Annotated in this window: 14 protein-coding genes; 13 read left to right on the top strand and 1 reads right to left on the bottom strand. The window is 71.7% G+C overall.

What is annotated here, in order from left to right; translation table 11 throughout:
• Nucleotides 1–26: 26 nt before the first annotated feature.
• The 13 genes from ACYVJS_RS16185 (at nucleotide 27) to ACYVJS_RS16125 (ending at nucleotide 17,647) form a co-directional block, all read left to right on the top strand.
• Nucleotides 27–1,196, top strand: coding sequence for a DUF58 domain-containing protein (locus ACYVJS_RS16185; protein ID WP_460740881.1), 1,170 nt, complete (start codon nucleotides 27–29; stop codon nucleotides 1,194–1,196).
• A complete protein-coding gene (locus ACYVJS_RS16180) occupies nucleotides 1,193–3,448 on the top strand; it encodes a transglutaminase-like domain-containing protein (RefSeq protein ID WP_460740880.1) in 2,256 nt (751 codons plus the stop codon). The genes ACYVJS_RS16185 and ACYVJS_RS16180 overlap by 4 nt, the downstream gene beginning before the upstream one ends.
• The gene (locus ACYVJS_RS16175; protein WP_460740879.1) at nucleotides 3,445–4,302 is read left to right on the top strand and encodes a PP2C family protein-serine/threonine phosphatase; all 858 of its coding nucleotides are present in this window, start codon (nucleotides 3,445–3,447) and stop codon (nucleotides 4,300–4,302) included. The genes ACYVJS_RS16180 and ACYVJS_RS16175 overlap by 4 nt, the downstream gene beginning before the upstream one ends.
• A complete protein-coding gene (locus tag ACYVJS_RS16170) occupies nucleotides 4,280–5,608 on the top strand; it encodes an FHA domain-containing protein (protein WP_460740878.1) in 1,329 nt (442 codons plus the stop codon). Before ACYVJS_RS16175 ends, ACYVJS_RS16170 begins: the two co-directional genes overlap by 23 nt.
• Complete coding sequence (locus ACYVJS_RS16165) at nucleotides 5,608–7,173, top strand: serine/threonine-protein kinase (protein ID WP_460740877.1); 1,566 nt, start codon at nucleotides 5,608–5,610, stop codon at nucleotides 7,171–7,173. Before ACYVJS_RS16170 ends, ACYVJS_RS16165 begins: the two co-directional genes overlap by 1 nt.
• On the top strand, nucleotides 7,170–7,889 hold the full coding sequence (locus tag ACYVJS_RS16160) for a hypothetical protein (protein ID WP_460740876.1): 720 nt from the start codon (nucleotides 7,170–7,172) through the stop codon (nucleotides 7,887–7,889). Before ACYVJS_RS16165 ends, ACYVJS_RS16160 begins: the two co-directional genes overlap by 4 nt.
• Nucleotides 7,886–12,304 carry an FtsK/SpoIIIE domain-containing protein gene (locus ACYVJS_RS16155; RefSeq protein ID WP_460740875.1) on the top strand — a complete coding sequence of 1,473 codons (4,419 nt, stop codon included), beginning with the start codon at nucleotides 7,886–7,888 and terminating at the stop codon, nucleotides 12,302–12,304. Before ACYVJS_RS16160 ends, ACYVJS_RS16155 begins: the two co-directional genes overlap by 4 nt.
• 140 nt (nucleotides 12,305–12,444) lie before the next feature.
• Nucleotides 12,445–12,711, top strand: a complete 267-nt coding sequence (locus ACYVJS_RS16150) for a WXG100 family type VII secretion target (RefSeq protein WP_460740874.1) — start codon at nucleotides 12,445–12,447, stop codon at nucleotides 12,709–12,711.
• Between the two features lie 73 nt (nucleotides 12,712–12,784).
• A complete protein-coding gene (locus ACYVJS_RS16145) occupies nucleotides 12,785–13,660 on the top strand; it encodes a WXG100 family type VII secretion target (protein ID WP_460740873.1) in 876 nt (291 codons plus the stop codon).
• 11 nt (nucleotides 13,661–13,671) lie between these two features.
• On the top strand, nucleotides 13,672–14,253 hold the full coding sequence (locus ACYVJS_RS16140; protein WP_460740872.1) for a hypothetical protein: 582 nt from the start codon (nucleotides 13,672–13,674) through the stop codon (nucleotides 14,251–14,253).
• A gap of 54 nt (nucleotides 14,254–14,307) precedes the next feature.
• The gene (locus ACYVJS_RS16135; protein WP_460740871.1) at nucleotides 14,308–15,420 is read left to right on the top strand and encodes a DUF805 domain-containing protein; all 1,113 of its coding nucleotides are present in this window, start codon (nucleotides 14,308–14,310) and stop codon (nucleotides 15,418–15,420) included.
• Nucleotides 15,417–16,523, top strand: coding sequence for a DUF4190 domain-containing protein (locus tag ACYVJS_RS16130; RefSeq protein ID WP_460740870.1), 1,107 nt, complete (start codon nucleotides 15,417–15,419; stop codon nucleotides 16,521–16,523). The genes ACYVJS_RS16135 and ACYVJS_RS16130 overlap by 4 nt, the downstream gene beginning before the upstream one ends.
• A gap of 14 nt (nucleotides 16,524–16,537) precedes the next feature.
• Nucleotides 16,538–17,647: a variant leucine-rich repeat-containing protein gene (locus ACYVJS_RS16125; RefSeq protein ID WP_460740869.1), complete on the top strand. Its 1,110-nt coding sequence runs from the start codon at nucleotides 16,538–16,540 to the stop codon at nucleotides 17,645–17,647.
• Here ACYVJS_RS16125 and ACYVJS_RS16120 read toward each other — a convergent pair whose 3' ends face one another.
• Entirely contained in the window at nucleotides 17,648–19,291 is a 1,644-nt protein-coding gene (locus ACYVJS_RS16120; protein WP_460740868.1) for a VWA domain-containing protein, read from the bottom strand.
• Between the last annotated feature and the right edge of the window lie 108 nt (nucleotides 19,292–19,399).

Raw genomic sequence — 19,399 nt, 5'->3', positions numbered from 1 at the left:
GGCGCTGGGCGGCGCGAGGGGTTCCGATGGCGCGACGGCTGGTGCGGCCGTTGCGCATCGGATCCGCGCTCGGCTGGAGCCTCGCCGCGGTGACCGTCGCGGCCGCCGTCCTGGGGCTCGCGTTCGGCTGGGCGGAGATGCTCGCCGTGGCGCTTCTCGGGGCGCTGCTCATCCTCGCCGCCGTGCCGTTCGTGCTGCGCACGGCTACCTACCGGGTCACCGTGGAACTCGCGGCGAGCCGGGTCACGGTCGGAGACCCCGCGACGGGGCGGGTGCTCGTCGCCAACGCCGCGACCCGCCCCGCCCCGCCCACCCGGGTGATGCTCCCGGTGGGCGGCGCGCGCCCCGAATTCGACGTGCCGCGTCTGCCGGTGGGAGAGGAGCATGACGAACTGTTCCTCATCCCGACCCAGCGTCGGGCCGTGCTGACCCTCGGTCCCGTCACTTCGGTGCGCAGCGATCCGCTGGAGCTTCTGCACCGACGGGTGCGCTGGACCCAGCCGACCGAGCTCTACGTGCACCCGAGGGTGCTGCCCCTGGACGGCGACACGGCCGGACTCCTGCGGGACCTGGAGGGATTGCCGACGCGGGATCTCGCCGACGACGACGTGTCGTTCCACGCGCTGCGCGAGTACGTGCCGGGCGACGACCTCCGCCACGTGCACTGGCGATCCACCGCACGCGTCGGCTCGCTCATGATCCGCCAGTTCGAGCAGACCCGACGTTCGCACCTCGTGGTCGCCCTGTCGACGCATGCGCAGGAGTATGCGGACGAGGAAGAGTTCGAACTCGCCGTGTCCATCGCGGGATCCGTGGGGCTGGCGGCGGTGCGCGACGGCAAGGATGTGTCACTGGTCGCGGGCGAGGCGGTGCATGCGCTCCGATCGGGCACGCACCTGCTGGACACGCTCTCGGCCGTGGAGCAGACGCCGGCGGATCGGGGCGTGGCCGAGATGGGGCGGACGGTCGCCGCCGCGGTGCCGGGCGCCTCCGTGGTCCTGCTGGTCACCGGCGCGCTCGCGGCGCCGGCGGAGGTGCGTTCGGCATCCGTGCGTGTCCCGGTAACCGCTCGCGCCCTGTGCCTGCGGGCCGCCCGCGGTGAGGATCTGTCACGCCGGATGCTGGGGGAGCTGCCGATGGTCAGCCTGCCCGAGCTGCCGGCCGTCCGCCTGGCGATGCGGGCGGTGACCGCATGAACGTGCGGCGATCGCTCGTCGAGACGGCGACGATGCTCGTCCTCGTGCTCGTCGCCGCGGTCCCGCTGCTGTCCGCGTACGACGCGTGGGACTTCTGGATCGCCGCAGGCGGCGGCGCACTGCTCGGTGCCGGTCTCGGATGGGCCGGATGGCGGTGGCGCTGGCATCCGCTGAGCGTCGCGGCGTTGACCGTCGTGGCCTATTTCGTCTTCGGTGGCGCCCTCGTGCTGCGTTCGGCATCCATCGCGGGGGTGATCCCCTCGCTCGACGTCCTCGCGGCGCTCGCACTCGGCGTCGTGCAGGTGTGGAAGCAGGCGCTGACGCTGCAGACGCCGTTTCTCGGGTTCGACAACCTGCAGATCGTGCCCTACCTGGCGACGATGGTGGCGGCGGTGGCGGCGGTCAGCGTCGCCCTGCGCGCCCGCAGACTGTACGCGCTCGCCCTGCTCGCTCCGGCGGGGCTGCTCGTTCTCGCGATCGCCTTCAGCACGTTCGCGGCGGTGCTGCCCGGCGCGGTCGGTGCGGCGGCTCTCCTGATCGCGCTGGCCTGGCTCACCGGACGCCGGCGCAGCCGGCGGCGGAACCCGGCGGGGCAGGGGGAGGCGTCGCGATCGGGCCGCATCGTTCCGATCGGCGCCATCGCCCTGCTGCTCGCCTGCTCACTCGCGGCCGCATCGGCCGCCGGCGCGATGACGATCGGGGACCGCCAGGTGCTCCGCGACCACATCGTTCCTCCGCTGACGTTGCACGATTATGCCTCACCGCTCGCGTCATATCGGAAGTACGAACGCGACGGCGCCGAGGCGAGGCTGTTCACCGTCACGGGCCTGCCTGCCGGGACCCGTGTACGGCTCGCGACCCTCGACGCCTACGACGGCGTCGTCTACAAGGTCTCGGGTGCCGGCGGCGCGGGCTCCGGCGTGTTCTCCCGTGTGGGGCGCGAGATCGAGACCGTCCCTTCCGGTGACGAGTTCGAGGCGCAGATCGAGGTCTCCTCGTTGCGCGGCGTGTGGGTGCCGACGGTGGGCTACGCGTCGGCGATCACCTTCGAATCGACCGGCGCCGCAGACCGGGAGGCGGCGCTGCACTACAACGCGGCCACCGGCACCGCGGTGGTGACCACCGGGCTCGCCGAAGGCGACGAGTACCGCCTGCGCGGGTGGCTCAGCCTCGCCCCCACCGACGAACAGCTCGCCGCAGCCACCGTCGAGGGCATCCGCACGCCCGCGCCGGCGGCGGTTCCGGACGAGATCGCGGTGCTCTTGGACAAGGTGACGCAGGGCGCCGAGACCCCCGGCGATCAGGTGCGGGCGATCGAGGCGTACTTCCAGACGACGGGCTTCTACAGCAGCGGATTCGAGGGGCAGGTGCCGTCGCGGTCGGGGCACACCCTGGAGAGGGAGTCGGCGCTGCTGGCCGGGACGCAGATGATCGGCGACGACGAGCAGTACGCCGTCGCGATGGCGCTCATGGTCTCGCAGCTGGGCCTTCCGGTGCGGGTCGTCATGGGGTTCGAGACCGCCGGGGAGCAGGCGACGACCGTCACCGGCGATGACCTCCATGCGTGGGTCGAGGTGCCCTTCCAGGATCTCGGCTGGGTCGCGTTCGACCCCACGCCCGCCAAAGACCGAGTGCCGCAGGAAGAGACGCCGCAGCAGGCGCAGAAGCCGCAGGCCCAGGTGGCGCAACCGCCTCAGACTCCTCAGGAGCCTGCCGAGCTCCCGCCGCCGGCGCCCGTGGAGGACGAGTCCGCCGCCGACTCCCCCGCCGACCTCGCGTGGCTGTGGGCGACGCTGCAGATCGCCGGCGTCTCGCTGCTGGTGCTGGTCGTGCTGCTCGGTCCCTCGCTCGCACTGGCCGTCGTCAAGGCGCGTCGTCGTGCGCGTCGTCGTGCGGCCGCGTCCGCGTGGGAGCGCGTCGACGGAGGATGGGCCGAACTCGTGGACGTCGCGAGCGACGTGGGTGCGCCGGTGGGCGCGGGGGCGACGCGGCGTGAGCAGGCGCGCACCCTCCAGGAGCGGTATCCGGCCGTTGCTGCGGGGGAGCTGGCGGTGCGCGCGGATGCGGCGGTGTTCGGCGGCGAGGAGGTCGCGGCCGACGAGGCGAGCACGTACTGGGACGATCTCGACGAGGCAGCACGCGCCCTCCGCGCCGCCGTCCCGTGGCATCGGCGCCTCGTCGCCCGGTTCTTCCCGGCATCCGCTCTCGCGCGCCGTGGAGCGCGTCGGGCACCACGATCGGCCCGCTCGTGAGCGCCGTCGAGCTGTCTTGGGGAGCGGCGAGCGACAGGGGGCTGCGGCGCGTGGCGAACGAGGACGCTTACCTCGCCGCTCCGCCGCTGTTCCTCGTCGCCGACGGGATGGGCGGCCACGAAGCGGGCGCCGATGCGAGCCGGGCTGCGATCGAGGGGTTCCTGCCGCTCGTGGGCGGCGAGAGCGTGACCGTCGAGCAGATGCAGGACGCGTTCGCCCGCGCACTCGAGCGGGTCGCGGCGATCGAGACCGATCGCTCGGCCGCGGGGACGACGCTCACCGGTGCGGCACTGTGCGAGCAGGCGGGATCGAGTTACTGGCTCGTCGTCAACATCGGCGATTCCCGGACGTACCGACTGGCGAGGGGACGGCTGGAGCAGATCAGCGTCGATCATTCCGCCGTCCAGGCGATGATCGATCGCGGTGAGCTGGACGAGGAGGCGTCGTCGTCGCACCCGGAGAGCAATGTCGTGACGCGGGCGATGGGGGCGGGATCCTCCGCCGCCCCCGACTACTGGCTCCTGCCGGCCGAAGCCGGCGACCGGCTGCTGATGTGCTCGGACGGGCTGACCAAGGAACTGGACTTCACCCAGATCCAGGCCGGGCTGTCGGCCGAGTCCTCGGCGCAGGCGGCGGCGACGCGCCTCGTGCACGAGGCTCTGCTGCGGGGCGGGCGCGACAACGTCACCGTCGTCGTCGTCGATGCCCACCGTGTGTTGGACGACGCCGAAGCGTCGACCCTGCCGGTGGTGGACGGCGAGCTGATCGACGAGGACACGGTGCCCCGCGCGCGCACGAGCGCGGGGCGTACGAGTGAGGAAGAGGACGCGGATGCTGACGTACAGCTCGGGTGACTGGCACGTGGTGGCCGCCGGCGGCAGCGTGGCGATGCTGCCGCCCGACATCGGCGCCGACACGGTGGCGCGGGTCTGGGGCGCGATGCAGGGTGCCGACGCCTTCGCGGTCGTGCTCGGAGAGCTCGTCGCGCGGGTCGGTGCGGACATGTCGGCGCTGCCGCCGTTCGTGGTGCTGGGCGTCGCCGACGGCGCCGCCCGGGTGATCGTGCGCGGCGCGACGCCGGCCAGGGTGGAGACCTCGGGCGGGCAGGTCGAGAACGTGAGCGCGCTCGGTGCGCCGACCTGGACCGACCGAACCATCGCGGGTGCGCTCGCCGTGGTCGTCGGACCGCTGGACGAGCCCTGCGTGCTTCCTCTCGCCGACGGGGTGGCCGCGGCCTCGGCCGTCCGGTGGCTGGTGCGCGAGTCCGAAGTGCGATCGGCACCCGCGCCCGCACCCGAAGCGCAACCGGTACCCGCGCCCGCACCCGAAGCGCAACCCGCGCCCGCCCCTGAACCGTCACCCGCACCAGCGACTGAACCGCTGCCCGCGCCCGCGCCCGAACCGGAGCCCGCGCCCGCGCCGGCGCCGGCGCCCACGGTGGCGGTGGAGACGCGGCTCCCGCTCGGTGAGGAGACGACGCCGCCGGAAGAGGTGCCGACCGACGGTCTCGGAGCGCCGGCGACGCAGCCGGAAGAGGCGCCGGCCGACCGGCTCGGAGAGGAGACCTCGGGGTACGACGACCTCATCTTCGGCGAGACGCGGATCTCGTCGGTGGAGGACGCGGCGGTGCGGGAGCCGGATCCGGTCGCCGAGCCGCTCCCGCCGGGCGCACTCATCAGCGGGGTGCCGGCAGCGCCCTCGCTTCCGGCCCCGGTGCGCGGCGACCACGACGGCGAGACGATGACATCCGAGCAGTTCGCCGCTCTGCGCGCGCAGCTCGGCGATGCGCGGCCGGCGGCGGCTGCGCCGCCTGCGCCGCCGCGCCGACGGGCGGTGCTCGTGCTCTCGACGGGCGAGCGGATCGACCTCGACCGCAGCGCCGTCGTCGGCCGCCGGCCCCGCGCCGTGCGCGCCACCGGCACCGTTCCCCACCTCGTGAGCGTCACGAGCGCCGATCGGAGCATCTCGAGCAGCCACGTCGAGCTGCGGGTGGAGGGGGAGGACGTGCTCGCCGTGGATCTCGACTCGATGAACGGGACGCGGTTGCTGCGTCCGGGCGTGGATCCGGTGCGCCTGCATCCGGGACAGCCCTCTCTGCTGGTCGCCGGCGACCGCCTGGATCTCGGAGACGGCGTCGTGTTGTCGTTCGAGGGGATCTGATGGCGGCCCGGCCTCCGTCCACCCCGCCCGCCTTGCCCGGGTTCGACCACGTCAAGCTGCTCGGACGAGGCGGCTTCGCCGACGTGTTCCTGTACCAGCAGCTGCATCCGCGGCGGCAGGTGGCGGTCAAGGTGCTGCTGAAAGACCGCCTGGGAACCACGACGGCCGAGGGCTTCGCCGAGGAGGCGAACCTGATGGCCCAGTTGGCGACGCACCCCTCGATCGTCTCGGTCTATCAGGCGGGCGTCGCCGACGACGGCCGGCCCTACCTCGTGATGGAGTACTGCTCGCGGCCGAACCTGCAGGTGCGTCACCGTCGCGAACGGTTCTCGGAGGCCGAGGCGCTGCGGGTGGGCGTGCAGATCGCCGGCGCCGTGGAGACGGCGCATCGTGCCGGCATCCTGCATCGCGACATCAAGCCCGCGAATATCCTCGTGACCGACTACGGGCGTCCCGCCCTCACGGACTTCGGGATCTCGGCGACGACGAGCGACGCGCTCACCGGCATGAGCATTCCGTGGTCGCCCCCGGAATCTCTGACGGTGCCGCCGCAGGGCTTCCCCTCCTCGGACGTCTACTCGCTCGCCGCGACCCTGTTCACGCTGCTGACCAATCGCACGCCGTTCGAGATCCCCGGGGCATCGAACACCGAGCTGGACGTCATGGCGCGCATCCAGTCCATGCCGCTGCCCTCGACGGGTCGCCCGGACGTGTCGAACGCGCTCCAGGCCGTTCTCGCCAGGGCGATGGACAAGGACCCGGCGCGCCGCTACGCCTCGGCCGCGGAGTTCGCCCGTGCGCTGCAGCGCGTGCAGATCGAGCTCGGGATGCAGGCGACGCAGCTCGATGTCCTCGAGGAGGAGCTCCTCGAGGACGAGACGGACGAGGGCGAGGAGCGCACGCGGTTCCGGGGCGTCACGAGCATCGACGCGCAGAGCGTCACGTCCGCGTCGCCGCAGACGCTGCCCTCGCCGGCTGCGGTCATCCCGCCGGCGTCACCCGCTCTCGCCCCGGTCTGGACGAATGCGTCGACTCTCCCGCCGGCACCCGCGCGTATCGCCCCGGCTCCCGTCGCGCCCGAACTCGACGCGACGCTCGTACGGGAGCTTCCCGACGTCCCGGTGTCGCCCGCCGACAGCTCTCCGCCGCGGCGACGGCGCGGAGTCTGGATCGCGAGCGCCGTGGCGCTGCTTCTCGTCGTCGGGGGTGTGGGGGTCGCGATGGCCCTGGCGTCCCCGGGCGCGGCGACGCCTGCGGAGTCGGAGGCGGCACCGGCGGCGCCCGTCGACGCCGTCGGCGAGGACGCTCCTCCCGCGGTGGCGGATCTCGCGGGGACGGCGACGGCGGACGGGGTCTCGTTCACCTGGCGCAACCCTGAGCCGGTCGCGGGAGATGTGTACCTCTGGCGTCCCGTCGTGCCAGGACAGAGCTTCACCTTCGAGGAGACGGACCAGCCGGGTGTGACGCTCGCCGCCGACCCGTCCGGCCGGACGTGCGTGGAAGTCGTGCTGCGTCGCGCGGACGGCACGTCCGCAGCCCGGTCCGCCGAGGGGTGCGCACCGTGACGGTCGGATTCGGGGACACCGACGATCGGGCGGTAACGGTCGAGTACTGCGGAGAGTGGTTCGCGGTGCGCTCGGGGGAGGTCTTCACCATCGGGCGCGAGGCCGATCTCTCGATCGATGAGAACCCGTTCCTGCATCGGCGTCTGCTGGAGATCCGCGAGTTCGAGGGGATCTGGCTGCTTCAGAACGTCGGTGCCCGCCTGGCCGTGACCGTGACCGACGGCGGCGGCCGGCTCCAGTCGTGGCTCGCACCGGGCGGTCGGCTGCCCCTCGTGTTCGGCCGCACGACGGTCGTCTTCACCGCCGGCCCCACGACCTACGAGGTGTCGCTGCACGTCGCCGAGCCCGTCTTCAGCGAGACCCAGCCCAGCAGCGGCGACGGGACGACGACGATCGGCGACGTCACCTTCACGCTCTCGCAACGCCAGCTCATCCTCGCCCTCGCCGAGCCGATGCTCCTTCGTGAGGGCAGCGGTATGGGGGAGATCCCTACGAGCGCCAAGGCCGCCGCTCGGCTCGGCTGGGCGATCACCCGCTTCAACCGCAAGCTCGACAACGTCTGCGACAAGCTCGACCGGATGGGGGTGCAGGGCCTGCGCGGCGGCGTGCGCTCGTATGCCACCAATCGCCGCATCCGTCTCGTCGAATACGCGATCGCGTCGCGCCTGGTGACCCGCGCCGATCTGCCCCTGCTGGATGTGGAGGCCGCCTCATGAAGCTCAAACTCACGCTGCGACGACCGAGCAGCCCCGTGGACGTCACGGTCACCGCCGACGCGACGGCGACGGTCGCGGATGTGGCGCGGATGCTGCTGGTGGCCGATCCGCAGAACGGGGGCGCGATGCCGGGGCCGGTGACGCTGTCGGTGGTGACGGCGGGAGCCGCATCCCGCACGGTCGACGCGGCGGCGTCGCTCGCCGAATCGGGGCTGCTCTCGGGCGCCGCGGTGGATATCGTGCGCGAGAGCGCGCGCTTCACCACGAGCGACGGACGCGGCGCGACGGTGGCGACCGTGCGCGTTCTCAGCGGTCCGGATGCGGGCACGGAGTTCCCCGTGCCGTCCGGGGCGAGTCTCATCGGTCGCGACCACGGAACGCCGGTGCGCCTGAGCGATCCCATGGTCTCGAAGCGGCACGCGCGTCTCAACGTCGGCGACACGATCGAGATCCTCGACCTCAACTCGGCGAACGGCGTCATGGTGGGCGGCGGCCTCGTCTCGCGCGCGACACTGCAGCCGAGCGACGTCGTCGTGCTGGGAGACACGTCGTTGTGCGTGGTGCGCACCCAGCTGCCCGCCACCACGGCGTCGGCCGCGCAGGTCGACCATGTGCGCTCGCCGCGGGTCGTGCCCCGCTACGAGGGGGCAGACCATCCCGCCCCGAAGCCGCCGACCGTGCCGCAGCGGCAGCGGTTCCCGTTCATCGCGCTCGCCGCGCCCCTCATCATGGGTGCCGTGCTGTGGGCGCTCACCCAGCAGCTGCTCGGCGTCGTGATGATGGCGATGAGCCCCATCCTGCTTGTCGGGGCGTTCGTCGATCAGTCGATGACGAGTCGGCGTCAGCTCAAGGCGCAGCGTCGGGCGTTCGACGAGGGGATGCGGGCCACCAGGGAGCGGCTGGAGACCGCCCGCGACCAGGAGCGCGCTGCCCGCTGGCAGGAGCTCCCCTCGAGCGCCGACGTACAGGAGGACGCGCGCCGGCTCGGGCCGCTGCTGTGGACCGAGCGGACCGAGTCGCCCCGCTTCCTGCTCGTGAACGTCGGGGTCGGCTCCGACGAGGCGCGCAATCGTGTCGTGCTGCCTCCTGAGCAAGATGGCCTCGCCGACTGCTGGGAGCGACTGATCGCGTTGCGCGAGGAGTTCTCGCGCATCGACGATGTGCCGGTCGCCGTCGACCTGGTGCGTTCCGGTTCTCTCGGCTACGCCGGCGCGCGGGGCTTGGTGCACGCCGTCGCGCGGGCGGCGCTCCTGCAGCTCGCGGCTCGACACTCGCCGGCCGAGGTCGCGATCGCCGCGATCGTGCCGCCGGCCGCGCGCGAGGAGTGGGACTGGATGAAGTGGCTTCCGCACACCAGCTCCTCGCACAGTCCTCTGCTCGGGCCGCATCTCGCGGACACGCCCGCCGCAGCCTCCGCGCTGCTGGCGCGGATCGAGGGACTCATCGACGCGCGCCTGGAGACGACCGTGCCGATGCCGCGCGGTCCCCTCGACGCGACCCGCGCCGACGAACGGCCCGCGCCGGTCGTTCCGAGTGTGATCCTCCTGCTCGAGGACGGGGCTCCGCTCGACCGGGCGCGCGCGACGCGTGTCGTCGAGCGCGGGCCGGATGCGGGCGTGCATGTGGTGTGGTGCGCGCCGCGCGTGGCGCAGCTGCCTGCCGCCTGCCGGAGCTTCATCGAGGTGGATGGCGAGACGGGGGCCGCGGGGCAGGTGCGGCTGGGGGAGCGCACCGCGCCGGTGCGTCTCGAGAGCGTCGACGTGCCCCGCGCCGAGCAGCTCGCGCGACAGCTCGCCCCCGTCGTGGACGTGGGTGTGCCGGAGGCCGACGATTCCGACCTGCCGCGCGCGGTCGCCTATCCGGTGCTGGCGGGGATGGACATCCTCGGCGAGGTCGACGCGGTCATCGAGCGCTGGCGGCAGAACGGCTCGCTCATCGCTCGCGACGGGCGCCCGCCGCAGCGCCGTCGCACCGAGGGCAACCTGCGAGCCGTGGTGGGGCACGCCGGCTCCGAGCCGTTCGTGCTGGATCTGCGCACCGACGGGCCGCACGCGCTCGTCGGCGGCACGACCGGCGCCGGTAAGTCGGAGTTCCTGCAGTCTTGGGTCCTCGGCATGGCCGCCGCTCACAGCCCCGACCGCCTCACCTTCCTGTTCGTGGACTACAAGGGAGGTTCGGCGTTCGCCGACTGCGTCTCGCTGCCGCACACGGTGGGTCTCGTGACCGACCTCTCGCCCCACCTCGTGCGGCGCGCGCTCACTTCGCTGCGCGCGGAACTGCGGTACCGGGAGCATCTGCTGAACGCGAAGAAGGCGAAGGACCTCGTCTCGCTCGAGAAGACGGGCGATCCGGACTGCCCGCCGAGCCTGGTGATCGTGGTCGACGAGTTCGCCGCTCTCGTGAACGAAGTGCCGGAGTTCGTCGACGGCGTGGTGGACGTCGCGCAGCGCGGGCGTTCGCTCGGGCTGCACCTCGTGCTCGCCACGCAACGACCCGCCGGCGTCATCAAGGACAACCTCCGCGCGAACACGAACCTGCGCATCGCGTTGCGGATGGCGGACGCCGATGACTCGGTCGACATCCTGGGCGATGCCATGGCGGCCTTCTTCGACCCCTCCATCCCCGGCCGCGGCGCGGCCAAGCGCGGCCCCGGGCGCATCACCGCGTTCCAGACGGGTTACGCCGGAGGCCGGACCACGGGTGAGCCGCCGGTTCCTCGGATCGACGTCGCGGAGCTCGACTTCGGCGCACACGCGGCGTGGGAGGCGCCCCAGGTCGAGGTGGTCGACGAGCCCGACCCCGGTCCGACCGACATCGCGCGCATCGTCGCGACGGTGCGCGCGGCAGCGGCTCGGGCGGAGGTGCCTGTGCCCCGCAAGCCGTGGCTCGACGAACTGGCCGCCGTGTACAGCTTCCGTCGCCTGCCGAACCCCCGCACCGATGAGCGCCTGCCGCTGGGCGTCATCGACGACCCGCAGGCGCAGGCGCAGCCCGCGGTGTTCTACGAGCCGGACCGTGACGGCAACCTCGCCGTGTACGGCACGGGAGGTGCGGGAAAGAGCGCGACACTGCGCACGATCGCGGTGGCCGCGGCCGCGACGACCCGCAACGGCGGGCCGACCCACGTGTACGGGCTGGACTTCGGCTCGCGCGGTCTCAGCATGCTCGAGGCGCTGCCGCACGTGGGCGCGATCGTCGCCGGCGACGACGAGGAGCGGGTGGTGCGCACACTGCGGATGCTGCGCGACACGGTCGACGAGCGCGCGGTGCGTTACGCGGCGGTCAACGCCGGGTCGATCGGCGAATACCGCACGATCGCGGCGGCGCCCGACGAAGCCCGCATCCTGCTGCTGGTCGACGGGATCGGAACCTTCAAAGAGCAGTACGAGTTCGGGCCGGCGCACCTGTCGAGCTGGTACACCGCGTTCGCGCAGATCGCCGCCGACGGACGCAGCGTCGGCGTGCATGTGATCGTGGCCGGCGACCGGCCGAACTCGGTTCCGAACTCCATCGCGTCGACCGTTCAGCGGCGCATCGTGCTGCGGATGGCGGGCGAGGACGAGTACCTCATGCTCGGAGTCCCCAAGGACGTGCTCGGCGCGTCGTCGCCTCCGGGGCGCGGCATCCTCGACGGCAACGAGGTGCAGATCGCCATCCTCGGCGAGAGCAGCAACGTCGCCGTGCAGGCCCGCGAGATGACCCGGCTCGCCGCCTCCCTCGGGCGCGCCGGTGGCGTGCGTCCCGCGCCGGTGCGACGCCTGCCCGACAGCGTGCGCCTCGACGAGCTGCCGCGGGCCGCGAGCGGGCGGGTGGTCATCGGTGTGGACGACGTCGGTCTCGACACCTTCGCGATCGAGCCCGTCGGCTCCCTGCTCGTGGCCGGTCCGCCCGCGAGCGGACGCACGACAGCGCTGCGGGCGCTGCATGCGGGACTCGGCGCGGCAGGCGGCACTCGCCGCATCCTCGTCACGCCGCGCCGCTCCGCGCTCGCGGCCCTCACGTGGGACGAGGTTGCCGTGGGCGCCGATCAGGCGCTCGCGCTCGCGCAGCGACTCAACGCCGAGCTGGAGAGCGGCTCCGCGCAGAGGCTTGCCGTGGTCGTCGAAACGCTCCCGGAGTTCGCGGGCTCGGTTGCGGAGTACGAACTCGACCGGCTCATCCGGCTCCTCATCCGTGAAGACCAGTTCGTGGTCGGCGAAGGGGAGACCTCGACCTGGCAGCAGGCCTACACGCTCGCGGCGCCGCTGAAGGCCGGAAGGCGCGGCATCCTTCTCGTTCCCGGCGAGATGGACGGCGACACTCTCATGTCGACACCGCTCGGCCGCATCCGTCGCGTCGATTTCCCTCCCGGGAGAGGGTTCTTCATCCGCAACGGGCGCGCCACGAAGCTGCAGATCGCGCAGGCGCCGTCATGAGCGGGAGGCGTCGCGGATGGGGATTCGTGCCCATCGCCCCCGCGGGCGGTGCGCCCATAGTTTTGCCTCGAGCCGCCCGGCACGAGGCGAGCAGCCGGTCCCGAAGGTGGGCCGGAACACCGAAAGAAATGGGGTAGATCATGGCCGTTTGGGGACTCGACGTCGAACAGGTCCGGCAGCTGAGCGCGCAGCTCAACCAGAAGGCGAACGACATCGACGCCATCCTGTCCGCGCTCACCAACGCGCTCAGCTCGACGCAGTGGGAAGGGCCCGACGCGACCCAGTTCCGCAACGACTGGAGCGGGCAGTACACCTCCTCGCTGCGGCAGGTCTCTCAGGCGCTGCGCGACGCCGGGCAGAAGGCGACCCAGAACGCCAACGCCCAGGAGCAGACGTCCAACTCGTGACGCGCGCGGGGAGGGCGTCGCGACGCGAGGCCCTCCCCGACGGCGGACGCACCGACGGTAAAGGAGACCGGCGATGGTGATGTACGGAGCGGATGTCCAAGGACTCCGGCAACTTGCGCAGCAGTTCGAGCACAAGGCGGCACAGCTCGACCAGGATCGGATGACCGTCGGCAACGCGATCCAGGTGAGCGCGTGGGTCGGACCCGTCGCGGTGCGCTTCCGCCACGAGTGGGACTCGTCGCACAGCCGCGCGGTCCACAACGCCGCCGGCCGACTGCGCGACGCCGCAGCCGCGCTGCGCCGCAACGCCGACGAACAGGAGAAGACCAGCTCGGTCGGCTCGAGCTCCGGCGGGGGCGGCGGAGCGGCCGGCGGGGGATCGGCGTCCGGCGGGAAACTGCCTGATCTGCTTCGTTGGCTCGTCGACGATGTTCTGATCGACGGAAGCGGGTGGGTCAGCGAGCGAGTCGACTTCGCTGGGCTCGCGATCGACTACTTCGCAGGGACGAAGCAGCCGTTCGACCCTTGGAAGGTCTTCCCGAACGGTTCCTACGTGAGCAGTGCGCTCAAGGGCATCGGGCTGGGCGACGCGGGGGCGCGCTTCGCAGAGGCATGGAACAGTCGTGACTATTCGGGGGCGATGCTCGCTGCCGCCGATGCGGGCAGCAGCGTTCTCCCTCCCGGCCTCTCCCAGGTGTGGAGCGGTCTGAGAGACATGACGGGCTTCTTCATCCCGCTGGACGACGCCGCCAGGGACGAGCACATGACGTGGATGCAGGAACACCATCCCGGGGAGAACCTCGGCGACCGCTACTCCGGTCTGCAGGGCTTCGTGAACCTGGGCAACGACAACGTTGAGCGCAAAGCTCCCTGGCTGAACCGAGCGGCCGAAACCGTGCTGGAGAAGCCCGCGAAGTGGCTCTATGACATGGGCATCAAGCTCTACTGAGGAAGGTGACGATGAATCAGACACAGGCCGAGCAAGCTCTACTGCTTCCGGTGGAGTCTCTCCCGCTGCTGGGTGCTGGGGCGCAGGGGGTCGCCGCGCTTCGCGCGTACAGCATCGCCACGCCCCCGGACTTCGCGGCGTCCCTGGCCGAGATGACGCGATCGCTGGAGGAGGCGGACGACCCTGAAGCACCGTTCAAGCTGGCCGCCTCGACGCTGCTCACCGGTCTGGCGGCCGAGGCGCGGGCGTGGCTGAGCCTGACATCGCCTCAGAACGATCTCGCTCCGGCGATCGTGCTGGTCGCTCGTGATGCAGCACTCGTCGCGATACTGCACGGGGCTGTCGTCGAGTATCTGATCGGCGACACCACCATCGTGCGCTCGCTCGTGGAGGCAGCGCGTCGTGCAGCCGAAGGCGGCGAGATCGAGCTCACCGCCTTCATCGGTGACGAGTCGGTCGCGGGCATCCGGTTCCGCGAGGATCGTGCGGATCTCGCGGCGAGTTCGTCGAGCGTGCTCGAGGCGCTCGGCGAGGCCGCGCGGGAAGACACCGCCCGTCTCCTCGCGGCGCTCATCGCCGAGGTGACGCACTGAACCACGGCATCAGCACACGAGCCTGAACCCGCACCGAACCCAGGAGGAACCCGAATGACCCTGTCACACCCCGGCGGCGAGCCGCCGCTCGAGCAGCCGTATCCCGGCGCGCCGTTCTCTGCCGCCCTCGCGCGCTTCTGGAAGAAGGGATTGACCTTCACCGGGCGCGCCAGCCGATCCGAGTACTGGTTCGGATATCTCGCGAGCGTGGTGCCGTTCGTGGTGCTCTACATCTTCTCGGGCATCACGGCGTTCTCGTACAGCACCATGGGGTTCTCGACGTTCCTGCTGTTCGTCGCCGTGCTCTACGGCCTGGCCACCCTCGTGCCGATCCTCGCGGCGACCGTGCGGCGCCTGCACGACGCCGGGTACTCGGGGGCCTACTACTTCGTGGGCTTCATCCCCATCGTCGGCGGCATCCTGCTGCTGGTGCTGCTGGCTCAGGAGTCGAAGTTCGAAGGAGCCCGCTTCGACGTGCCCGGGACGGTCTCGCACGTTCCTCCGGTGTCGATCGCGCCGCCGCCGGCGCCGGCGTACGGGCCTCCGCCCGCTGCGGCGGCTCCGCCCGTGCCGCCTCCGCCCGCCGCGTCTGCGCTTCCGGTTCCGCCCCCGCCGCCGACTTCTCCGGTGTTCGCCGCTCCGCCGCCTCCTGCGTCCGTGCCTGCCGAGTCCGCGTGGGCCGTGCCGCCGGCTCCTCCGGCCCCGGTGTCGGCACCTCCGGCCTGGGCTGCGCCGCCGCCCCCTGCCGCTCCGGCGGCTCCTGCGCCGGCCGCCGCGTTCGCACCTCCGCCCGCGCCGGTGACGTCGCTGGATGAGACGCGCGTCGCGACGTCCGCGTCGGGCTGGATGCTGCTGCTCCCGGACGGGCGCCAGCTTCCCGTCGCCGGCTCCGTGTATGTGGGGCGCTCGCCGGTGGCGCCGGATGACCGTCCCGGCGCGCTCCTGGTTCCCGTGGACGAGGCGACGAAGTCGATGTCGAAGACCCACGCGAGCATCGTCGCCACCGCAACCGGCATCGAAGTCACTGACCTCCACTCGACGAACGGCACCACGATCACCCGGCCGGACGGCGAGACGTCGCTGGTTCCCGGGGTCGCCACGCTCGTCGACGGCGACACGACGATCACCTTCGGCGACTGGACCGTTCAGCTGAGGCGGCGCCCGTGACCGGAGTGCCGACCGCTGCCCCGACGCGCGAGGCCGCGTGGCGGGCACTGCACGATCCGGCCACGGATGCCGCGACGCTCGCGCGCATCGCCGCTGCACACCCGGAGTTCGCCGCGCAGATCGGCCGGCATCCGAACGCCTATCCCGAGCTGCGGGCGTGGGCAGCGCAGGCCGAGTTGTCCGCTGCGGCTTCCGGCGCTGCATCCGTGCAGCCGGATCAGGATGTCGCCCTGGTTGCCGTGGGCCATCGCCCGGGGTGGATCGTGGCACTCCTCATCCTCATGACGGTGCAACTCATCAGCTCAGTCGTCGGACTCCTGTCACCCGATGGCGGATACGGCCCCGGGCTGTGGTGGCTCCGTCCGCTGGGGCCGCTGGCACTCACCGTGGTCGCTCTCATCGCGGCGCCGACGGTCGGTCGCAAGATCGGAGCGGCGGTCTTCGGACTCCTCGCCGCCGTCGCCGCCGTCGGCCTCGCCATGAGCCCGTGGGTGCTGGGAATCTTCTACGTGGGGGTGGAGGGGCTTGTCGCTCTGCTGACCTTCCTCTGCTGGGCCATCGCCCGCCCGCTGCGTGGTGCCGGGTATGCCGTCATCCCGTTCGTCATTGTCCTGCCGGTCGTGCTCAGCTACGTGATCGGGTCGTTGCAGTTCTCGCTGTGGATTCAACTCCAGAGCGGTTCGGGGCCGTTCTCCTCCTCGGAGTCGGCCTCGGGCTCGGCTCTGAACCTCTTGATGTTCGTCGTAATCTTGCTGGTCAGGTCAGTCGGTCTCCCGCTCGCTGTCGTGGGGACGGCGCGCGCGTGGAGCCGCGGCTCGGAGCGCCGGATGCAGGCGCGTGAGCGCGTAGGCGCATCGTCTTCGGCGGCCGGCGCACCTACCTATCCGCGGACGAACACGATGGCGGTCCTCGCGATCGTGTTCGCGTTCGTGTTCTCGATCCTCGGCATCGTCTTCGGGCACACCGCGCTCGGACAGATCCGTCGCACGGGTGAAGACGGCCGTGGTCTCGCGATCGCCGGGCTGGTCATCGGATACAGTTCGATCGGGCTCGGACTCCTCCTCATCGTCGGCTACGCGGTGGCGCTGGGTCTGATCCGCTAGGTGCGGGGGTGTCGATGAGCAGCGAACGTGAGCAGGCCTGGGCCGCCGTCCACGATCCCGCGACGGATGCGGCAGCGCTCGCCGACATCGCGCGACGTCACCCCGAGTTCGCGGCAGCGATCGGTGCGCACCCGAACTGCTACCCGGAACTCGCCGCGTGGGCGCGCGAAGCGGCAGCCGTCCAGGTGCAGTCGCTGTCGGAGGCGCATGCGCAGCCGCACATCGTCCCCGTCGCTTCCCCCGTCCAGGCGCCCCGATCCTCCGCCTCGCGGATGCCGGGCGCCGATGCCGCTCCGACGGCGGCTCCCGCGTCGAGGCCGGAGCTGCCGGGGGCGCATCCCGCCGCCCCGCGACGCGGCCTGTCGAAGACTGCCTGGTGGATCGCCGCGGCCGGATCCGGCGTCGTGCTGGTCGCCTGTGGGGCATGGGCGGTCGTGGCGTTCGCGGGCTCGCCCGGGGCGCAGACGGACTCCGCGGTTGACGTGCCTGCATCCGCCCCGACGCCTGCCGGGGAGCGCACTCTTGCCGGGCCGCCCGTCTATGTGGGCGATGAACTCGCGTGGCTGACGCTCGACGACGACAGCATCCGCACCCTGTTCACAGGCGTCGATCAGATCGAGCGCGACGCCGTGTTCGGGGGGATCGGGGAGCGCGAGGGCGCGATGACCGACCCGGCCATCTGCGATCCTTGGGCATTCGATGCGCAGTGGGCGATCGTCGGTCTGCGCAGCGCTGCTTGGGGAAGCGGGCGTGCCTCGACGCTGCAGTTTCCGACGGGGGTCGAGGCCGAGGAGTACTTCGCGTCGTACGCCGACTCCGCTGCACCCTGCGCGCAGTACACGAGCGGGATGTTCGGCAGCGACCCATCGGCGACCCCGTACAGCAGCACGACTGTCGAGGTCATGAGTCAGGACGATGCGTCGCTCGCGGCGCGCGTCGTCGAATCCGGAGACTACGGCGGCGACCGTCTCGTGGCTCTCCGACTCGAGGGCAATGTCGTCCTCTCCGTGGCAGTGGACATCGCCTCGCTCTCTGACGCCTCCGGCAGCGGGGTGAATAATGCGCTTGCGGATGCGGCGGAGGCGGCGCGGGCGCGGCTCACCGACGAGATCGGCTACCGCTGATCAGCCGCCCCAGAGCTGCTGGCGCATGGTCGACGAGAGGGTGACACCTGCGTCCTCGACCGTCACCGACGACAACGGGGACGCGGCGAACAGCTCCGGGATCGACGTCTGGGCCGACGAGCTGCGATCGGCGATGAAGGTGATCAACCGTCCAGCTCGGTTGGCGATGAGGTAGTCGGTCGTCCCGGCGATGCGGTAGCTGCGGTACGTGCCTCCGGGAAAGACGTTCTCGACCGTCGCGGCGGCCTCGCCCATGCGGATGCCGCGGGCGTGCGGCATCCGCATCCCGGCCGTCGTCATGAACGTGCCGTACTCGTCGCTGTCCCGCGCCACGGTGATCGAGACCAGTGCTCCCTCGTAGAACGAGGCGCGCAATCCGGCCGAGGCGATCGTCCAGTAGTCGATGCCGTTGTACGACGCATCCGCGCTCAACGACGGGGCCGCCGCTCGTGCCTCGTCCAGACTCATCCCCAGTTGGAGGGGGCCGACGCCGTCGAAGTCGATCTCCCAGTTCGGCACATCGGAGGCGAACACAGAGGATGCGACGCAGCGGCACACCACGACGTAGCGCACCCTCTGGCTCCCCGCCTCGGTCGTGACGCGATATCCGACGCGAGTGCCGGGGGCAGACGAGTAGAGCACGGTGTCGTCGGGGCCGGGCCCGTCTGCGGCGACGGGCGGGCCGTAGACGGCTTCGAAATCGGCGAGTGTGGCTCCGGGGCCGAGCCCCTCGGCCGTCGTGGTGGACGTGTCTTTCGGGGTGATCGCGTACACACGGTCGCCGCGCAGCTCGACCGTGCCCCATCCGCAGTCGACCACGATGACCACGACGCCGTCGATCGTCTTCGGTTCGCCGACGGCGGCGCCGTCGACGACGGAGCGCACCTCGTCGAGGCTCATCCCCAACTGCACGCCGCGATAGCCGCGGGCGCCGAGACCATTGTCCGCGGACGCGGCACTGGCCGCACGCAGTCGGGCGACGAGCTGGGTGGGGTCGGACGCCGACACGGCAGTGCCGCCGCCCACCCCGCCGATGCAGCTCATCTGCTGCTGCGCCGCCTCGTCGTCATCGACCGCGAAGCCGACGACGTTGATGGAGACGAGGGGGTTGTCTCGATGCAGTTCGGAGGCGATCTGACAGGACGAGGGAGGCGAGCAGGTGTCGACACCGTCGGAGATCAGGACGATCGTGCCCTTCTCGCCGGCCGGCAGCATCCCGACCGCCTGACGCAGGGCGGGGCCGATCGGTGTGAACCCGGATGCGGCGATGCCCCCGATCGCGCTCGCGAAGGCGGCGTCGCCGGCCGGCCCCAGCGGCACGAGGGTCTTCACGTCGCTGCATCCGGCCGCCCGCTCGGCGTCGGAGTTGCCCGTGCCGGTACCGAACACCAGCAGCGCGGCATCGGTGCCCTGCGGCAGGGCGCGGATCGTGTCGGCGGTGGCCTGCTTGGCCACATCCATGCGGCTGACGCCGGTCGCCGTGTCGCGCACCATCGATCCGGACGCGTCGAGGATGAACACGACCGGCGGTGGGTCATCGGCTGCGACGGCGGTCGTCGTCGTGAGCGGCACGAGTCCGATCGTGACCGTCAGCGCGGCAGCGGCAGCTGCCCATCCGCGCAGACGGGTGCGAAGCAGCGGCATGGAGACCTCCCCGCCCTCACACTAGGGCCAGCGCGGAGCGCCCGGTATGGGGAAAGGTCCCCATACCGGCTGGCTGGGCCGATAGCGCGGCAGGTCGGAGATTCGCGC

The organism is Microbacterium neimengense, from assembly GCF_054782995.1.
Note: the sequence above shows the minus strand (reverse complement) of the source record. Positions and strands in the feature narration are given on the sequence as shown.